The sequence below is a fragment of the Paracoccus yibinensis genome (assembly GCF_030846195.1).
Lineage (GTDB): Bacteria > Pseudomonadota > Alphaproteobacteria > Rhodobacterales > Rhodobacteraceae > Paracoccus > Paracoccus yibinensis.
The window spans coordinates 381,648-399,178 of the sequence record NZ_JAVCWH010000001.1 but is presented as its reverse complement, the minus strand read 5'-3'; the positions used below and the strand labels follow the sequence as shown (position 1 = coordinate 399,178).

The window sequence follows — 17,531 nt, the reverse complement described above, 5'->3', positions numbered from 1 at the left end:
GAAGGCGATGCGCGGAACAGGGCAGGATCGTGATGCGGGCCAGATGCGGCTGGCGGCCCTTGTGATCGCCGGCGCCATGGGCCTGTGGCTGCTGGTTCAGGCGCTTGGCAGTTATTACGACTGGGCCGGAAAATGGGCCTATCTGGCGGATCTGGCCGCCATCGGAGCTTTTGTCTGGTCGCTGATCGTGACCTGGCGTATCTGGCGGCGCAGGAAGTCCTGACGCCCGGATGAGAGGATTGAGAACAGGATGCTGAAAGATCAGGATCGCATTTTTACCAACCTCTACGGGATGGGCGACCGTAGCCTGGCGGGCGCACGCAAGCGCGGCCACTGGGACGGCACGGCCGAGATCATCGCCCGTGGCCGCGACAAGATCGTGGAACAGGTGAAGGCATCCGGGCTGCGCGGCCGGGGTGGGGCGGGCTTCCCGACGGGTCTCAAGTGGTCCTTCATGCCCAAGGAATCCGACGGCCGCCCGTCCTATCTGGTGATCAACGCCGACGAGTCCGAACCCGCGACCTGCAAGGACCGCGAGATCATGCGCCACGATCCGCACACGCTGATCGAAGGCGCGCTGATCGCCAGCTTCGCCATGGGCGCGCACGCGGCCTATATCTATATCCGCGGCGAGTTCATCCGCGAGAAGGAAGCCCTGCAGGCCGCCATCGACGAATGCTATGACGCCGGGCTGCTGGGCGCGAACGCGGCCGGGTCGGGTTGGGACTTCGACCTTTACCTGCACCACGGCGCCGGCGCCTATATCTGCGGCGAGGAAACGGCGCTGCTGGAAAGCCTGGAAGGCAAGAAAGGGATGCCCCGCATGAAGCCGCCGTTCCCGGCGGGCGCGGGTCTTTACGGCTGCCCGACCACTGTGAACAACGTCGAATCCATCGCCGTGGTGCCCACGGTCCTGCGGCGCGGGCCTGAATGGTTCGCGGGCTTTGGCCGTCCGAACAACGCAGGCGTCAAGCTGTTCGGCCTGACCGGACACCTAAACACGCCCTGCGTGGTCGAGGAAGCCATGTCGATCCCGATGCGCGAGCTGATCGAAAAGCATGGCGGCGGCGTGCGCGGCGGCTGGAAGAACCTCAAGGCGGTGATCCCCGGCGGGGCGTCCTGTCCGGTGCTGACGGCGGAACAGTGCGAAAACGCCATCATGGACTATGATGGGATGCGGGAACTGCGGTCCTCCTTCGGCACCGCCTGCATGATCGTGATGGACCAGCAGACCGACATCATCAAGGCGATCTGGCGGCTGTCCAAGTTCTTCAAGCACGAAAGCTGCGGGCAATGCACGCCCTGCCGCGAAGGCACCGGCTGGATGATGCGGGTGATGGAACGCCTGGTGCGCGGCGATGCCGAGGTCGAGGAAATCGACATGCTGCTGGACGTGACCAAGCAGGTCGAGGGCCACACCATCTGCGCGCTTGGCGACGCCGCCGCCTGGCCGATCCAGGGCCTGATCCGCAATTTCCGCGAGGAGATCGAGGACCGCATCAAGGCCAAGCGCACCGGCCGCATGGGGGCGATGGCTGCGGAATGACGGGCAGGGCGGCATATCGCGGCTTGGCAAGGGCGGCGCTTGTGGCGCTGTCCCTTGCGGCTGCGCCGGCCAGCCCCGCCGCCGCCCTTCCGCCCCTGTCGCAGGAACGCCACGTCAACGACAGCCTGGTGCAGGCGCGGGTGGCCGATCTGCTGCGCCGGGGCTGTCCCGATCTGGACGCGCGGATCATCAAGGCCTTTTCCGAGGCGCGCAAGCTGAAACGCTATGCCCTGGAACAGGGCTACAGCGAGGCGCAGATCGACGCGTTTCTCGACAGCCGCGAGGAGCGCCGCCGCATTTACGCACAGGCCGACCGCTACATGGTCGCCAACGGGGTGGTGAACGGCCAGCCCGAGACATTCTGCCGCCTGGGGCGGCAAGAGATAGAACGGAAGACGATCGCCGGATCGCTTCTGGTTGCCAGGTAAGGAAGAAACCGATGGCCGACTTGCGGACAATCAAGATTGACGGGACCGAGATCGCGGTCGATCCCAACCTGACCCTGATCCAGGCCTGCGAAATGGCGGGGATCGAAATCCCGCGCTTCTGCTACCACGAACGGCTGTCGATCGCCGGCAACTGCCGGATGTGCCTGGTCGAGGTCGTGGGCGGTCCCCCCAAGCCTGCCGCGTCCTGTGCCATGCAGGTCAAGGATCTGCGCCCCGGCCCCGACGGCGCGCCTTCTGAAATCCGCACCAACAGCCCCATGGTCAAGAAGGCCCGCGAGGGCGTGATGGAGTTCCTGCTGATCAACCATCCGCTGGACTGCCCGATCTGCGACCAGGGCGGCGAATGCGATCTGCAAGACCAGGCAATGGCTTACGGCGTAGACTTCAGCCGCTATCGCGAACCCAAGCGTGCGGCCGAGGAGCTGAATCTGGGCCCACTGGTCGAGACCCACATGACCCGCTGTATCAGCTGCACACGCTGCGTGCGCTTTACCACCGAGGTCGCGGGCATCAGCCAGATGGGCCAGACCGGGCGCGGCGAGGACAGCGAGATCACCAGCTATCTGAACGAGACGCTGGCCTCGAACCTGCAGGGCAACATCGTGGATCTGTGCCCGGTGGGCGCTCTGGTCAGCCGCCCCTATGCCTTCCGTGCGCGGCCCTGGGAGCTTGGCAAGACTGAAACCATCGACGTGATGGACGCGCTTGGCAGCAATATCCGCGTGGACGTAAAGGGGCGCGAGGTCATGCGCATCCTGCCGCGCAACCATGACGACGTGAACGAGGAATGGATCAGCGACAAGACCCGCTATGTCTGGGACGGGCTGCGCCGCCAGCGGCTGGACAAGCCCTATATCCGTGAGAACGGCAAGCTGCGCCCGGCCACCTGGGGCGAGGCCCTGTCGGCTGCGGCCGTTGCGATGAAGGGCCGCAAGGTCGCGGGTCTGGTTGGCGATCTGGCCCCGGTCGAGGCTGCCTTCAGCCTCAAGCAGTTGGTCGAGGGACTGGGCGGCAGCGTCGAATGCCGCACCGATGGCGCACGGCTGCCTGCAAGCAACCGGGGCGCCTATGTCGGCAACGCGACGATCGCGGATATCGACAGCGCGAAACGCATCCTGCTGATCGGCACCAACCCGCGTGACGAAGCGCCTGTCCTGAACGCCCGCATCCGCAAGGCCTGGGCGCATGGCGCGCAGATCGCGCTGATCGGCGATCCGGTCGATCTGACCTATGACTATCACCACCACGGCAACGACCGCGCCGCGCTGTCGCACCTGGTCAAGGACGACCTGAAGTCGACCGCGGGCACGCCGGGCATCGTGATCGTGGGGCAGGGTGCCCTGACCGAGGCGGATGGAGAGGCCGTGCTGGCCAATGCCATGCGCATCTGCGAGTTGGACGACTGCAAGCTGCTGGTCCTGCACAGCGCCGCCTCGCGCGTCGGTGCGATGGATGTGGGCGCCGTGACCGAGGGCGGCATGGCTGCGGCCATCGACGGGGCCGAGGTGATCTATAACCTCGGCGCGGACGAGGTGGACGTGGCTCCGGGTGCCTTCGTGATCTACCAGGGCAGCCATGGCGACCGTGGCGCGCACCGGGCAGACATCATCCTGCCCGCGGCCTGCTATACGGAAGAAAACGGCCTGTTCGTGAACACCGAGGGGCGTCCTCAGCTGGCGCTGCGCGCGAACTTTGCGCCCGGCGAGGCAAAGGAAAACTGGGCGATCCTCCGTGCTTTGTCCGCCGAATTGGGCCAGCCTCTGCCTTGGGACAGTCTGACGCAACTGCGCCGGGCGATGGTGCAGGCCGTGCCGCATCTGGCGATGATCGACCAGGTGCCGGAAAACGAATGGCGCCCCCTGGATCGGCTGGATCTGGGTCGCGCGACGTTCCGCTATGCGATCAAGGATTTCTACCTGACAAATCCGATCGCCCGGTCGTCGCCCCTGATGGGCGAACTGTCGCAGATGGCCGCGGCCCGCAAGGCATCGCCCGCCATGGCAGCCGAGTGACGATCATGCGGCCAGCGTCCTGCCCGCCGCGGATCGCGATCGCAGCCCTTGCCGGTGCTGCGATCCTGTCCGGCTGCGCGGGCGGCGCTGGCGGCGACCGCCCCCCGGCCAAGCCCGCGACGATGACCGCCAGGGTCGCGACCCCCGGCGCCGCGCCAGGCAAGGCACCCCTGACGCTGGCCCGAATCTCGACCAAGTCGGGTGAGATCCTGATTCTGGAACCCGATGGCACAGTGACGACGATGGCGCTGGACAGCCCCCAAGGGCAGGACGCTTTCGCCGTGACCGAGGCCGACCTGATGGCGCTGAACGCGAATCTGGACCTGGACCTGGGCGGGATGGTTGCCGCAGACCTGCCCCCGCGTCAGACCGCGCAGGAAAAGGCGCTTGAGGAATTCGCGGCCCGGACCCAGCCCGCGCTGCCGACTTGGGCCGAGGGCACCGAACTTGATCCCGAGGATTTCCTGGGTGCCCGCGTGGCGCCCCTTGATCCCAAGGGAGCTGGCGATCTTGTCGAGGTGACGGCAAATCTGCGCAAGGGGGTGGACGCGGATATCGCCTTCTCGTATGCCACCTGCGCGCTGGCCGGTTGGGCCAAGCGGAATGGCGAGGCATATGGCCGCCATGTGCGCACGCTGCAGGACACGCGGGATGGCAAGCTGACGATCGGGGCCGCGTTCACGCTGTCGGATCAAAGGCCGATGGGTTTGCGTGTGATGGAAACGGAAGACACCTTGCGCGAATGCAAGGAACGCGGCATTCCCGCCGCGTAACGGGATAGGGACGGGCATGGCTGAATTCTGGGCATCCTCTCTGGGCATGACGATCCTGATGCTGGCGCAGGGTCTGGCGGTGATCGCCTTTGTCATGCTGTCGCTGATCTTCATGGTCTATGGCGACCGCAAGATCTGGGCCGCCGTGCAGATGCGGCGCGGACCGAACGTGGTCGGCCCCTGGGGGCTGCTGCAAACCTTTGCCGACGCGCTGAAATACGTGCTGAAGGAAATCGTCATCCCCGCGGGGGCGGACAAGTTCGTCTTCTTCCTGGCGCCCTTCCTGTCGATGACCCTGGCCCTGCTGGCCTTCGTCGCGATCCCCTTCGCGCCGGGCTGGGTGATGGCCGACATCAACGTGGGCATCCTGTTCATCTTCGCCGTGTCCTCGCTCGAGGTTTATGGCGTGATCATGGGCGGCTGGGCCTCGAACTCGAAATACCCGTTCCTGTCGTCGCTGCGGGCGGCTGCGCAGATGATTTCCTACGAGGTCAGCCTGGGCCTGATCATCATCGGGGTCATCATCTCGACCGGCTCGATGAACATCAGCGCGATCGTCGAGGCGCAGGCGGGCGCGGGCCTGCTGTCCTGGTACTGGCTGCCGCACCTGCCGATGCTGGTGCTGTTCTTCGTGTCGGCCCTGGCCGAGACGAACCGCCCGCCCTTCGACCTGGCCGAGGCGGAATCCGAATTGGTGGCGGGGTTCATGGTGGAATACTCGTCCACGCCCTATCTTCTGTTCATGGCGGGCGAATACATCGCGATCTGGCTGATGTGTGCGCTGATCTCGCTGCTGTTCTTCGGCGGCTGGCTGTCGCCCATTCCGGGCATCCCGGACGGTGCGCTGTGGATGTTCCTGAAGATGGTCTTCTGGTTCTGGATGTTCGCGATGGTCAAGGCGATCGTGCCGCGCTACCGCTATGACCAGTTGATGCGGATCGGCTGGAAGGTGTTCCTGCCGCTGTCGCTGGGCTGGGTCGTGCTGGTCGCCTTCCTTGCGCGCTTCGAAGTCTTCGGTTCGTTCTGGGCACGCTGGGCAGGAGCATAAGAGATGGCTTATTCCAACAAGATCGCCGAAATGCTGGCCAACGCGTCCGAAACCGACAAGGTCGAGTTCGCGCATTTCCTGGCCAACAATCTGGATAGTGCTGAACAGTCCCGTGACAGCGCCAGGGTCCGCGAGTATGTGGCGGCATTCGACCGCTTCGCTGCGCCCAAGCAAGGGGAAGAATTCTGATGGCATTCGACATCGCCCGCGCGACCAAGTATTTCCTGCTGGTCGATTTCCTGAAAGGGTTCGGCCTTGGCGTGAAGTACTTCTTCGCGCCCAAGGCGACCATCAACTATCCGCACGAGAAGGGGCCGCTGTCGCCGCGCTTCCGGGGCGAACATGCGCTGCGCCGCTATCCCAATGGCGAGGAACGCTGCATCGCCTGCAAGCTGTGCGAGGCGATCTGTCCGGCCCAGGCGATCACCATCGATGCCGAGCCTCGCGAGGACGGCTCGCGCCGCACCACGCGCTATGACATCGACATGACCAAGTGCATCTATTGCGGCTTCTGCCAGGAAGCCTGCCCGGTCGATGCCATCGTGGAAGGCCCGAACTTCGAATTCGCCACCGAGACGCGCGAGGAGCTGTTCTACGACAAGCAGAAGCTTCTGGACAACGGCGCCCGCTGGGAGGCCGAGATCGCCCGCAACCTGTCGATCGACGCGCCCTACCGATGAGCGACGCCTTCACCAAGCTGTTCCAGCAGATGATGCAGTCGGGTCAGGAAATGGCCCGCGCCTTCAATCCTGCCCTGGAAACCTTCGATCCCCGCGCGTTCGAGAAGATGATCCCGACCATGCCGGCGGATATGCTGGAACTGTGGTTCGGCCGCACCTTCAACCGCGACGGGCTTGACGCCAAGACCCGGCTGCTGGTGACGCTTGCCGCCCTGACCGTGCAAGGCGCCCATGCCGAGCCGCAATTGCGCCTGACCATCCGGCACGCCATCGAGGCCGGCGCCACCGCGCGCGAGGTGGCAGAGGTGATCTATCAGATGGGGATGTTCGGCGGCATCCCGGCCATGCAGAAGGCCCTGGAAATCGCCCAGGGCGTCCTCACCGAACATGAAGGGAAACAGTCCTCATGATCACCTTCGCCTTTTATCTGTTCGCCATCTCGGTCTGCACGGCGGGCTTCATGGTGGTGCTGTCGCGCAACCCGGTCCATTCGGTGCTGTGGCTGATCCTGGCCTTCATCGCTTCGGCCGGTCTGTTCGTGCTGCAGGGTGCGGAATTCGTGGCGATGCTTCTGGTGATCGTCTATGTCGGCGCGGTCGCGGTGCTGTTCCTGTTCGTCGTGATGATGCTGGATGTGGATTTCGCGCAGCTTCGCGGGGAACTGGCCGGTTATCTGCCGCTGGCGGGGCTGATCGGTCTTGTCCTGCTGGCGCTGCTGGTCATCGCCTTCGGCGGCTGGGAGATCGCCGACCAGGCGCCGGGCCTGCGTGCCGCGCCCATCCTGGACCAGGCGATGAACACCAATGCCATCGGCAGCATCCTGTATGACCGCTATCTGCTGCCGTTCCAGATCTCGGGGCTGATCCTGCTGGTCGCAATGATCGGCGCCATCACCCTGACCATGCGTCATCGGCGCGACATCAAGCGGCAGGACGTACTGGAGCAGATGTATCGCGATCCGGCCAAGGCCATGGAACTGCGCGACGTGAAGCCGGGGCAGGGGCTATAAGCCCCGCTTGCCAGGCGGACAGACATTGAACGGGTAACGACCCGAAGGGACGAAAGACGATGATAGGCTTGACACATTACCTTGTCGTGGGGGCGATCCTGTTCGTCGCCGGGATCTTCGGCATCTTCGTGAACCGCAAGAACGTCATCGTCATCCTGATGTCGATCGAACTGATCCTGCTGTCGGTCAACATCAACTTCGTGGCCTTCTCGGCCCATCTGGGCGATCTTGCGGGGCAGGTCTTCACCATGTTCATCCTGACCGTCGCCGCGGCCGAGGCCGCGATCGGCCTGGCGATCCTGGTGGTGTTCTTCCGCAACCGCGGCTCGATCGCGGTGGATGATGTCAACGTGATGAAGGGGTAAGCGGTCATGGTGCAATTCATCCTGTTCGCGCCCCTGGTGGCCGCCCTGATCGGCGGCTTCGGCTGGCGCTTCATCGGCGAAAAGGCCGCGCAGTTGCTGACGACGGGGGTGCTGTTCGTCTGCGCCCTGTTTGCCTGGATCGTCTTTTTGGGCTTTAACGGCGAAACCCAGCACATCCCGGTCATGGACTGGGTCGTATCGGGCGAGTTCAGCGCCCAGTGGGGGATCCGCCTGGACCGGCTGACGGCGATCATGCTGATCGTGGTGACGACGGTGTCCGCTCTGGTCCACCTGTATTCCATGGGCTACATGGCCCATGACGACAACTGGACGCATCACGAACACTACAAGGCGCGCTTCTTCGCCTATCTGTCCTTTTTCACCTTTGCCATGCTGATGCTGGTGACGGCGGACAACCTGTTGCAGATGTTCTTCGGCTGGGAAGGCGTGGGCGTTGCCTCCTACCTGCTGATCGGCTTCTATTATCGCAAGCCGTCCGCCAATGCCGCCGCCATCAAGGCCTTCATCGTCAACCGGGTCGGCGACTTCGGCTTCCTGATGGGCATCTTCGGCTTGTGGTGGATGACCGGCTCGATCCAGTTCGACGCCATCTTCGCGCAGGTGGCCGAACTGGCGAACGTGCAGATGCGCTTCCTGTGGACCGAGTGGAACGCGGCGAACCTTCTGGCCTTCCTGCTGTTCGTGGGCGCGATGGGCAAGTCTGCGCAGCTGTTCCTGCACACCTGGCTGCCGGACGCCATGGAAGGCCCGACCCCGGTGTCGGCGTTGATCCACGCGGCGACCATGGTGACGGCGGGTGTCTTCCTGGTCTGCCGCATGTCGCCGCTGTTCGAATTCGCGCCCGAGACCAAGATGTTCGTGACGATCATCGGCGCCAGCACGGCCTTCTTCGCCGCGACCGTGGGCCTGGTGCAGAACGACATCAAGCGCGTGATCGCCTATTCGACCTGTTCGCAGCTGGGCTATATGTTCGTGGCGGCGGGCGTCGGCGTCTATTCGGTCGCGATGTTCCACCTGTTCACGCACGCCTTCTTCAAGGCCATGCTGTTCCTGGGCGCCGGTTCCGTGATCCACGCGATGCACCACGAACAGGACATGCGGAACTATGGCGGGCTGCGCAAGAAGGTGCCCTATACCTTTGCCGCCATGCTGATCGGCACGCTTGCCATTACGGGCGTGGGCATTCCGCTGACCCATATCGGCTTCGCGGGTTTCCTGTCCAAGGACGCCGTGATCGAAAGCGCCTATGCATCCGGCGTCAGCTATGCCTTCTGGCTGCTGGTGATTGCGGCGCTGATGACCAGCTTCTACTCCTGGCGGCTAATGTTCCTGACCTTCTGGGGTGCGCCGCGCCCGCAAAAGGTCTGGGACGCCGAGATCAAGACCGAGGAAGAAGTGCAGCCCGTTCCCGCAGCGCATGGCCACGGACATGGCGGGCATGGCCACGACAATCACGGCTACTACGACCCGCTGCACGCGCATCATCATGCGCATGAAAGCCCGCCGGTGATGACTGTTCCCCTGGCTGTCCTGGCGTTGGGTTCGATCTTCGCGGGCATGATCTGGTACGGCAGCTTCTTCGGTGACGACGTGCAGCGGTTCTTCGGCCTGCCCGAAGCCGCGCATGAACAGGCCGAGGGCGGCCATGGCGAGGCGCTTGACGGCGCCGTGGCCGAGGCGCCGCATGGGGAACCAGCGGGTGCTGCGACTCATGCTGCCGCAGGTGCCGCAAGCGATCCTGCCGAGGAAACTGCCGCCGACGGTCACGAGGCCCTCGCAGAATACGAACAGGGCGCGATCTTCATGCGGTCGGACAACCATGTCATGCATGACGCGCATTACGTGCCGACCTGGGTCAAGCTGTCGCCCTTCGTGGCGATGCTGATCGGGCTTGGCCTGTCCTGGCTGATGTATATCCGCTTTCCCAATGCCCCGGCGAAACTCGCCGCACAGCAGCCCGCTTTGTATCAATTCCTGCTGAACAAGTGGTACTTCGATGAAATCTATCACTTCGTCTTCGTCCGGCCTGCGCTGTGGATCGGCCGCAAGCTGTGGACGGGCGGTGACGGAGCGGTTATCGACGGCGCCATCAACGGGGTGGCGATGGGAATCATCCCGCGCCTGACGCGCTTCGCCGGTCGCGTGCAGTCGGGCTATCTGTTCCACTATGCCTTCGCGATGGTCTTGGGCATCGTGGGCTTGCTGATCTGGGTGATGATGCGGGGCGCGCACTGACATGACGAACCTTCTTTCGATCATCACCTTCCTGCCCATCGTGGCAGCGGGGATCCTGGCCCTGTTCCTGCGGGGCGAGGACGAGGCCGCGCAGCGCAATGCCAAGTGGCTGGCGCTGATCGCCACCTCGGCCACCTTCGTGATCTCGCTGTTCGTGCTGGCAGGCTTCGACCCGGCCGATACCGGATTCCAGTTTGTCGAGGATCATCCCTGGATCATGGGCCTGCGCTACAAGATGGGCGTGGACGGCATCTCGGTCCTGTTCGTGATGCTGACGACCTTCCTGATGCCGCTGACGATCCTGTCCACCTGGGACGTGAAGACCCGCGTCAAGGAATACATGATCGCCTTCCTGGTGCTGGAAGGCCTGATGATCGGCGTCTTCACGGCGCTTGACCTGATCCTGTTCTACCTGTTCTTCGAGGCGGGCCTGATCCCGATGTTCCTGATCATCGGCATCTGGGGCGGGGCGAACCGCATCTACGCGACGTTCAAGTTCTTCCTTTATACCTTCCTCGGATCGGTCCTGATGCTGGTGGCGATGATCGCGATGGCGCGCACCGCCGGCACGACCGACATCGCGCAACTGCTGGCCTTCGACTTCCCGTCCGAGACGATGCGCGTCCTGGGCTTCACGGTGGTCGGCGGAATGCAGACGCTGCTGTTCCTGGCCTTCTTCGCCAGCTTCGCGGTCAAGATGCCGATGTGGCCGGTCCATACCTGGCTGCCCGACGCGCACGTGCAGGCGCCGACGGCCGGTTCGGTCGTGCTGGCTGCGGTGCTGCTGAAGATGGGCGGATACGGCTTCCTGCGGTTCAGCCTGCCGATGTTCCCGGTGGCCAGCGACATGCTGCAACCGCTGGTCTTCTGGATGTCGGCCATCGCCATCGTCTATACCTCGCTGGTGGCGCTGGTGCAGTCCGACATGAAGAAGCTGATCGCCTATTCGTCGGTGGCGCATATGGGCTTCGTCACGATGGGCGTCTTTGCCGCGAACCAGCAGGGACTGGACGGGGCGATCTTCCAGATGGTGTCGCACGGCTTCATCTCGGGCGCGCTGTTCCTGCTGGTGGGCGTGATCTACGACCGGATGCACACGCGGGAAATCGACGCCTATGGCGGGCTGGTCAACCGGATGCCGGTCTATGCGCTGGTGTTCCTGTTCTTCACGATGGCCAACGTGGGCCTGCCCGGCACCTCGGGCTTCGTGGGCGAATTCCTGACCCTGATGGGCACCTTCAAGGCCAATACCTGGGTCGCCTTTGTCGCCGCGACCGGCGTGATCCTGTCGGCGGGCTACGCGCTGTGGCTTTACCGGCGCGTGACGCTGGGCGCTCTGGTCCGGGAAAGCCTGCGGACCATCACCGACATGACCCCGCGCGAAAAATGGATCTTCGTTCCGCTGATCGTCATGACGCTGTTCCTGGGCGTCTATCCGCGCGCCGTCACCGACATCACCGGCCCCGCCGTCCAGGCGTTGCTGGTCAACTATCACGAAGCCCTGCCGCATGACGGACGCGACGGGCTGGCTGTGACCGCGCAGGCGGAAGCAGCCCCTGCCAGCCATTGAGGGACGCACGATGACCGCGCTCGATTTCTCGACCATCCTGCCGGAACTTGTGCTGGCGATCTATGCCATGGCTGCGCTGATGGCCGGGGCCTATTTCGGCAAGGACGCGATCGCCCGTCCGATATTGTGGGCGACTGTTGCCGCGTTGCTGGTGATCGGGCTTTACGTCGGCTTCGCAGACCGCCCGGCGCAGGTGGCCTTCTTTGGGATGTTCACCGACGACGCCTTCGCCCGCTTCGCCAAGGTGACCATCCTTGTTTCCGCCGCTGCCGTCCTGGCGATGAGCGCCGATTACATGGAGCGGCACAACCTGTTGCGGTTCGAGTTTCCGATCCTGATCACCCTGGCCTCTATCGGCATGATGATGATGGTTTCCGCCAGCGACCTTCTGTCGCTGTACATGGGGCTGGAGTTGCAGTCGCTTGCGCTTTACGTCGCCGCGGCCATGCGCCGGGACAGCGTGAAATCGTCCGAGGCGGGGCTGAAGTATTTCGTCCTGGGATCGCTGTCGTCGGGGATGCTGCTTTACGGCGCCTCGCTGGTCTATGGTTTCTCGGGGACAACCAGCTTTGCCGGGATCGTTCAGGTGGTGGTCGGCGGGCAATTGTCGGTGGGCCTGCTGTTCGGCCTGGTCTTCCTGCTGGTGGGCCTGGCCTTCAAGGTCTCGGCCGTGCCCTTCCACATGTGGACGCCTGACGTTTACGAAGGCGCGCCGACGCCGGTGACGGCCTTCTTCGCGACCGCGCCCAAGGTTGCGGCTATGGCGCTGATTGCGCGGCTGATGTTCGACGCCTTCGGCAACGTGCCGGGCGACTGGGGCCAGATCATCGCGGCGCTGGCGGTGTTGTCGATGTTCCTGGGATCCATCGCCGGGATCGGGCAGCGCAACATCAAGCGTCTGATGGCCTATTCCTCGATCGCCCATATGGGCTTTGCCCTGGTTGGTCTTGCAGCGGGAACGGCCTTCGGCGTGCAGTCGATGCTGCTCTACATGGCGATCTACGCCGTGATGAACGTGGGTTCCTTCGCCTTCATCCTGTCGATGGAACGCGACGGCCGCCCGATCACCGACCTGGAAAGCCTGAATCGCTTTGCGCAGGCCGAGCCGATCAAGGGCTTCGCGGTCCTGTTCCTGATGTTCAGCCTGGCCGGCGTGCCGCCCTTCCTTGGCTTCTTCGCGAAATACGGCGTGCTGACGGCTGCCGTTCAGGCGGGAATGTCATGGCTGGCGGTGCTGGGTGTCATCGCCTCGGTCATCGGTGCCTTCTACTATCTGCGCATCGTCTACTACATGTTCTTCGGTGCCGAGAACGAGGGCGTCCAAAGCCGCATGGGTGCGGTGCAATACGCGGCCCTGGTCGTTCCGGCAGCCTTGCTGCTGGTCGGCGCGGTATCCATGTGGGGCGTCGATACCGCTGCGGCGACCGCCGCGGAGTCGCTTGTGGCAGTGCCTGCCGATGCGGCCCTTCTTCCCGACACCTCGGCCGAGACTCCTGCCGTTGAGTAGCGGCGCGCCGCTGACAGCCTGGCCGCAGGGCGTGGCGCGCCACGTCCTGGAACAGGTTGACAGCACGAATGCCGAGGCGATGCGGATGGCACCCGCGCTGTCCGGGCCGACCTGGATCATGGCACGCCGTCAAACGGCGGGCCGCGGCCGACGGGGCAGGGCCTGGACCGACCCGCCCGGCAATTTCGCGGCGACCCTGGTCTTGCGTCCCGAAGGGGGTCCGGCGGACGCTGCGCGGCTTTCCTTTGTCGCCGCGCTTGCCGTCCACGACGCGCTGCGCCAGCTCTGCGGGCCGCAGCTGAACGTTGCTCTGAAATGGCCGAATGACGTGCTGCTGAACGGCGGCAAGCTGTCGGGCATCCTGCTGGAAAGCATCGGGTCGGGCGGAGCGATCCAGGCGCTTGCCATCGGCATCGGAGTGAACCTGATCGCAGCCCCCGACATCGCCGAGGCAGGCGCCGTGCGGCCCGTCAGCCTGCAAGGCGAGACCGGGCTGCTGGTTGCCCCGGGTGATCTGCTTGACGCCTTGGCAGCCGCCTTCGATCAATGGCATAGACAGATGCGCGATTTTGGCTTCGCCCCCATCCGCACTGCCTGGCTGGCCCGCGCCGCGAGGCTGGGCGAGACGATCACCGCCCGGACGGGCGCCGTCGAGACGACCGGCCGGTTTGAAGGCATCGACGAAACCGGCGCGCTGATCCTGACTGGTCCGCGTGGCCGCCAGGCGATCCCGGCCGCCGACATCTATTTCTCGGGGGCCTGACATGCTGCTCTGCATCGACACCGGCAACACGAACACGGTCTTTTCGATCTGGAACGGCGAACGGTTTCTGGCGCATTGGCGCATCTCGACCGATCACCGGCGGACGGCGGATGAATACTTCGTCTGGTTGTCCACCCTGATCGAGGGGCAGAAATTCGGCCTGGACATCGACGGCTGCATCATCAGTTCGACGGCGCCGCGCGTGGTCTTCAACTTGCGCGTGCTGTGCAACCGCTATTTCGACACCCGCCCGCTGGTGGTGGGCAAGCCCGATTGCCTGCTTCCGGTGGGTCCGCGCGTCGATGCCGGCACGGTCGTCGGTCCCGACCGCCTGGTCAACACGGTCGCGGCCTTCGCGCGCCATGGCCCGGACCTGATCGTCGTGGATTTCGGGACGGCCACGACATTCGACGTGGTGGACGTGGACGGCGCCTATATCGGCGGCGTGATCGCGCCGGGCGTGAACCTGTCGCTGGAAGCCCTGCACATGGGCGCGGCCAGCCTGCCGCATGTCGATGTGACCATGCCCGCCCGCGTGATCGGCACCAACACGGTCGCCTGCATCCAGTCGGGCATCTTCTGGGGCTATATCGGGCTGGTGGACGGGGTCGTCCGCCAGATTCGCGCCGAACGGGACCGTCCGATGAAGGTGATCGCCACCGGGGGGCTGGCACCGCTGTTCGATCAGGGATTTGACCTGTTCGATGCAATCGAAGACGATCTGACGATGCACGGGCTGCGGCTCATTCACGATTACAACAAGGAGATGGGCAATGGCTGAGCGCCTGATCTATCTGCCGCTGGGCGGCGCGGGCGAAATCGGCATGAACGCCTATGTCTATGGCTATGGCACGCCGGGGCGCGAAAGGCTGATTTTGGTCGATCTGGGCGTCAGCTTCGGCGACATGGACAGCAGTCCCGGCATCGACCTGATCATGCCCGACCTGTCCTGGCTGGAACAGAACCGCGACCGGCTGGAGGCGATCTTCGTTACCCACGGGCACGAGGATCACCTGGGCGCCCTGGGCCACCTGTATGGCCGCCTGAAAGTTCCCATCTATGCCCGGCAGTTCACCGGCGCTCTGGTGCGTCTGAAGCTGGAGGAACAGGGTCACTCGCCCTCGGTCGTCACCATCGTGGGCGCGCGACCCGAAGTGACGCAGGTCGGCCCGTTCACCGTCCAGTTCGTTCCTGTCAGCCATTCCATTCCCGAAAGCGCCGCGCTGATCATCGACACACCCGCGGGCCGGGTCGTTCATACCGGCGACTTCAAGCTGGACGGCACGCCGGTCGTGGGTGATCCCTTCGACCCGATCGCCTGGCACCACATCGCGGCCGAGGGGCGTGGCATCAAGGTCCTGGCCTGCGACAGCACCAACATCTTCTCGACCCATCCCGGACGGTCCGAGGCGATGCTGGCCAATCCGATTTTGGAATGGGTCATGGCGCAGAAGAACATGGTTGTCGCCACGACCTTTGCCAGCAACATTGCCCGGCTGAAGACCCTGTCCGACGCGGCGATTGCCGGCGGCCGCAAGGTGTGCCTGCTGGGCCGGGCCATGCGCAAGATGGTTGCCGTGGGTCTGGAGACCGGCGTCCTGACCGATTTCCCCGATACCATCGGTCCCGAAGAAGCGGCCAGCCTGCCCCGCAACCAGGTCATGCTGCTGGCGACCGGCAGCCAGGGCGAACGTCGTGCTGCAAGCGCGCAGCTGTCCCGGGGGCGTTATCTTGGGCTGATGCTGAAGGAAGGCGACAGTTTCCTGTTCAGTTCCAAGACCATCCCCGGCAATGAACGCTCCGTCGGGCGGATCATGAACTCGCTCAGCGAACTGGGGGTCGAGGTTTATGACGCCGATGACGGGCTTTACCATGTCTCGGGCCACGCCAACCGCCCCGACATCGAGGCGCTGCACGAGTTGCTGAAACCCCAGATCGTGATTCCCATGCATGGCGAGCATCTGCACCTGCGCGAGCATGTCATGATGGCCCGCGCCAAGGGGATTGCGGCCGAGATTGCCACCAACGGCACCATGCTGGACCTGACCGGTGATACGCCCCGCGTGGTGGATCAGGTGGAAACCGGCCGCCTGTATCTGGACGGCACCGTGCTGATCGGCGCCATGGACGGCGTCGTCCGCGACCGCATCCGCATGGCGCTGAACGGGCACGCCCTTGTCAGCGTGATCGTGGACGAGGAGGACAACGTCCTGCCCGACGCCTGGGTCGAGCTGATGGGCCTGCCTGGCCGCACCCGCAGCGGCGAGGATCTGGGCGCGCATATCGAAGGCGAACTGTCCGAGTTCCTGGAGGGCGCCGATGCCCGCGTGGTGCGCGACGACGCCAAGATGGACGAGGCGATCCGCAAGATCACCCGCCAGGTCGCGATGGAGGAGATCGGAAAGAAGCCCGAGGTGACGGTGATCATCAGCCGCCTGATGGGAGAGTAGCAGCAGGGGTTGACCCGGCATGGCCGCCGGTGCAATTCCGGCCCATGTCCGACACACCTAAATCCACCTTCGACCCGAACCCGCCGCGCCGCAACTTCTATGGCCGGCGGCACGGCAAGACCCTGCGCCAAAGCCAGAAAGGCTATCTGTCCGAGGATCTTGGCGAGTTGCGCCCGCGCGGCATCACCGTGCAGGACAACCCGGACCGGCTGCCGATCGATCCGGCGGCGATCTTCGGCGACGACCGCTCGATCTGGCTGGAGGTCGGCTTCGGCGGGGGCGAGCACATGGTCCACATGGCCGCCCGATACCCGGACATCGGCATCATCGGCTGCGAGCCTTTCATCAACGGTGTCGCCATGCTGCTGGGAAAGATCCGCAACGCGGGCGTCACGAATGTCAGCGTGCATCCCGGCGACGTGCGCGACCTGATGGACGTGCTGCCCGACGCCGCCATCAGCCGCGCCTTTCTCAACTATCCCGACCCGTGGCCCAAGGCCCGCCACCACCGCCGCCGCTTCGTGACACCCGAACACCTGATCCCGCTGGCCCGCGTGATGAAGCCCGGCGCCGAGTTCCGGGTAGCGACGGACATTCCCGACTACATGCGTCAAACGCTGGAGGAGGTCCCGCAGGCGGGCTTCGATCTGGTGGGCGACAGTCCGGTCGCCTGGGACGACTGGCTCAGCACCCGCTATGAACAGAAGGCCCTGCGCGAGGGGCGCGTCCCGCATTATGCCACCTTCCGCCGCAAGGACTGAGTGCGAATGTCGCGGGGTCCAAAAAGCCCCTTGTCACCACCCCGGCCCATCCCTATACCGGCCAGCGGAGTGGTGGCCGAGTGGTCGAAGGCACACCCCTGCTAAGGGTGCAGGCGGGAAACCGTCTCGAGGGTTCGAATCCCTTCCACTCCGCCATCCTGACCATCGCAGCATTGTTTCGGATCCGAACGCCGTCGCGTGAAATTTCCGCGTGAAATTTTCCTGCAACGAGGGAACCGGTCCTGTTTTCGGAAGTTGTTCGTTGCCCGAACTTACGATCGCCTGTCGGAGCGGCTTCGGTATATGGACATTTTTAAAAAGTATTGCACCGAGTTTTCCAGG

At 64.4% G+C, this 17,531-nt stretch carries 18 protein-coding genes and 1 tRNA gene; all 19 read left to right on the top strand.

Annotated features, from left to right (window positions below; genetic code table 11):
* The first annotated feature begins 7 nt into the window (after positions 1-7).
* The 19 genes from RAH32_RS02065 (at position 8) to RAH32_RS01975 (ending at position 17,345) form a co-directional block, all read left to right on the top strand.
* Entirely contained in the window at positions 8-223 is a 216-nt protein-coding gene (locus tag RAH32_RS02065) for a DUF5337 domain-containing protein (protein WP_306604668.1), read from the top strand.
* A 27-nt stretch (positions 224-250) separates the two neighbouring features.
* On the top strand, positions 251-1,546 hold the full coding sequence (nuoF, locus tag RAH32_RS02060) for an NADH-quinone oxidoreductase subunit NuoF (protein ID WP_306604666.1): 1,296 nt from the start codon (positions 251-253) through the stop codon (positions 1,544-1,546).
* Entirely contained in the window at positions 1,543-1,974 is a 432-nt protein-coding gene (locus RAH32_RS02055; RefSeq protein ID WP_306604664.1) for a DUF5333 domain-containing protein, read from the top strand. The genes nuoF and RAH32_RS02055 overlap by 4 nt, the downstream gene beginning before the upstream one ends.
* An 11-nt stretch (positions 1,975-1,985) precedes the next feature.
* Positions 1,986-4,007, top strand: coding sequence for an NADH-quinone oxidoreductase subunit NuoG (gene nuoG / locus RAH32_RS02050; protein WP_306604663.1), 2,022 nt, complete (start codon positions 1,986-1,988; stop codon positions 4,005-4,007).
* A gap of 5 nt (positions 4,008-4,012) precedes the next feature.
* Positions 4,013-4,780 (top strand): hypothetical protein, encoded by a 768-nt coding sequence (locus RAH32_RS02045; RefSeq protein ID WP_306604661.1) that lies wholly within the window; start codon positions 4,013-4,015, stop codon positions 4,778-4,780.
* 16 nt (positions 4,781-4,796) lie between these two features.
* A complete protein-coding gene (gene nuoH, locus RAH32_RS02040) occupies positions 4,797-5,828 on the top strand; it encodes an NADH-quinone oxidoreductase subunit NuoH (RefSeq protein ID WP_306604659.1) in 1,032 nt (343 codons plus the stop codon).
* A 3-nt stretch (positions 5,829-5,831) separates the two neighbouring features.
* Entirely contained in the window at positions 5,832-6,017 is a 186-nt protein-coding gene (locus RAH32_RS02035; RefSeq protein WP_306604657.1) for a hypothetical protein, read from the top strand.
* Entirely contained in the window at positions 6,017-6,508 is a 492-nt protein-coding gene (nuoI, locus tag RAH32_RS02030; protein WP_103173180.1) for an NADH-quinone oxidoreductase subunit NuoI, read from the top strand. Before RAH32_RS02035 ends, nuoI begins: the two co-directional genes overlap by 1 nt.
* On the top strand, positions 6,505-6,918 hold the full coding sequence (locus RAH32_RS02025; RefSeq protein ID WP_306604654.1) for a carboxymuconolactone decarboxylase family protein: 414 nt from the start codon (positions 6,505-6,507) through the stop codon (positions 6,916-6,918). Before nuoI ends, RAH32_RS02025 begins: the two co-directional genes overlap by 4 nt.
* Positions 6,915-7,517 carry an NADH-quinone oxidoreductase subunit J gene (locus RAH32_RS02020; protein WP_306604653.1) on the top strand — a complete coding sequence of 201 codons (603 nt, stop codon included), beginning with the start codon at positions 6,915-6,917 and terminating at the stop codon, positions 7,515-7,517. The genes RAH32_RS02025 and RAH32_RS02020 overlap by 4 nt, the downstream gene beginning before the upstream one ends.
* A 59-nt stretch (positions 7,518-7,576) precedes the next feature.
* Positions 7,577-7,882, top strand: coding sequence for an NADH-quinone oxidoreductase subunit NuoK (gene nuoK / locus RAH32_RS02015; protein ID WP_103173177.1), 306 nt, complete (start codon positions 7,577-7,579; stop codon positions 7,880-7,882).
* Positions 7,883-7,888: 6 nt separating this feature from the next.
* Positions 7,889-10,138 (top strand): NADH-quinone oxidoreductase subunit L, encoded by a 2,250-nt coding sequence (gene nuoL / locus RAH32_RS02010; protein ID WP_306604649.1) that lies wholly within the window; start codon positions 7,889-7,891, stop codon positions 10,136-10,138.
* Between the two features lies 1 nt (position 10,139).
* Positions 10,140-11,708 carry an NADH-quinone oxidoreductase subunit M gene (locus tag RAH32_RS02005; RefSeq protein WP_306604647.1) on the top strand — a complete coding sequence of 523 codons (1,569 nt, stop codon included), beginning with the start codon at positions 10,140-10,142 and terminating at the stop codon, positions 11,706-11,708.
* A 10-nt stretch (positions 11,709-11,718) separates the two neighbouring features.
* Positions 11,719-13,215 (top strand): NADH-quinone oxidoreductase subunit NuoN, encoded by a 1,497-nt coding sequence (gene nuoN / locus RAH32_RS02000; protein WP_306604645.1) that lies wholly within the window; start codon positions 11,719-11,721, stop codon positions 13,213-13,215.
* Positions 13,216-13,225: 10 nt separating this feature from the next.
* A complete protein-coding gene (locus RAH32_RS01995) occupies positions 13,226-13,978 on the top strand; it encodes a biotin--[acetyl-CoA-carboxylase] ligase (RefSeq protein ID WP_306605200.1) in 753 nt (250 codons plus the stop codon).
* 1 nt (position 13,979) lies between these two features.
* Positions 13,980-14,759, top strand: coding sequence for a type III pantothenate kinase (locus RAH32_RS01990; RefSeq protein ID WP_306604643.1), 780 nt, complete (start codon positions 13,980-13,982; stop codon positions 14,757-14,759).
* Complete coding sequence (locus tag RAH32_RS01985) at positions 14,752-16,428, top strand: ribonuclease J (protein WP_306604641.1); 1,677 nt, start codon at positions 14,752-14,754, stop codon at positions 16,426-16,428. The genes RAH32_RS01990 and RAH32_RS01985 overlap by 8 nt, the downstream gene beginning before the upstream one ends.
* Before the next feature lie 44 nt (positions 16,429-16,472).
* The gene (trmB, locus tag RAH32_RS01980) at positions 16,473-17,189 is read left to right on the top strand and encodes a tRNA (guanine(46)-N(7))-methyltransferase TrmB (protein ID WP_306604640.1); all 717 of its coding nucleotides are present in this window, start codon (positions 16,473-16,475) and stop codon (positions 17,187-17,189) included.
* 66 nt (positions 17,190-17,255) lie between these two features.
* Positions 17,256-17,345, top strand: a tRNA-Ser gene (locus RAH32_RS01975).
* The last annotated feature ends 186 nt before the right edge of the window (positions 17,346-17,531 follow it).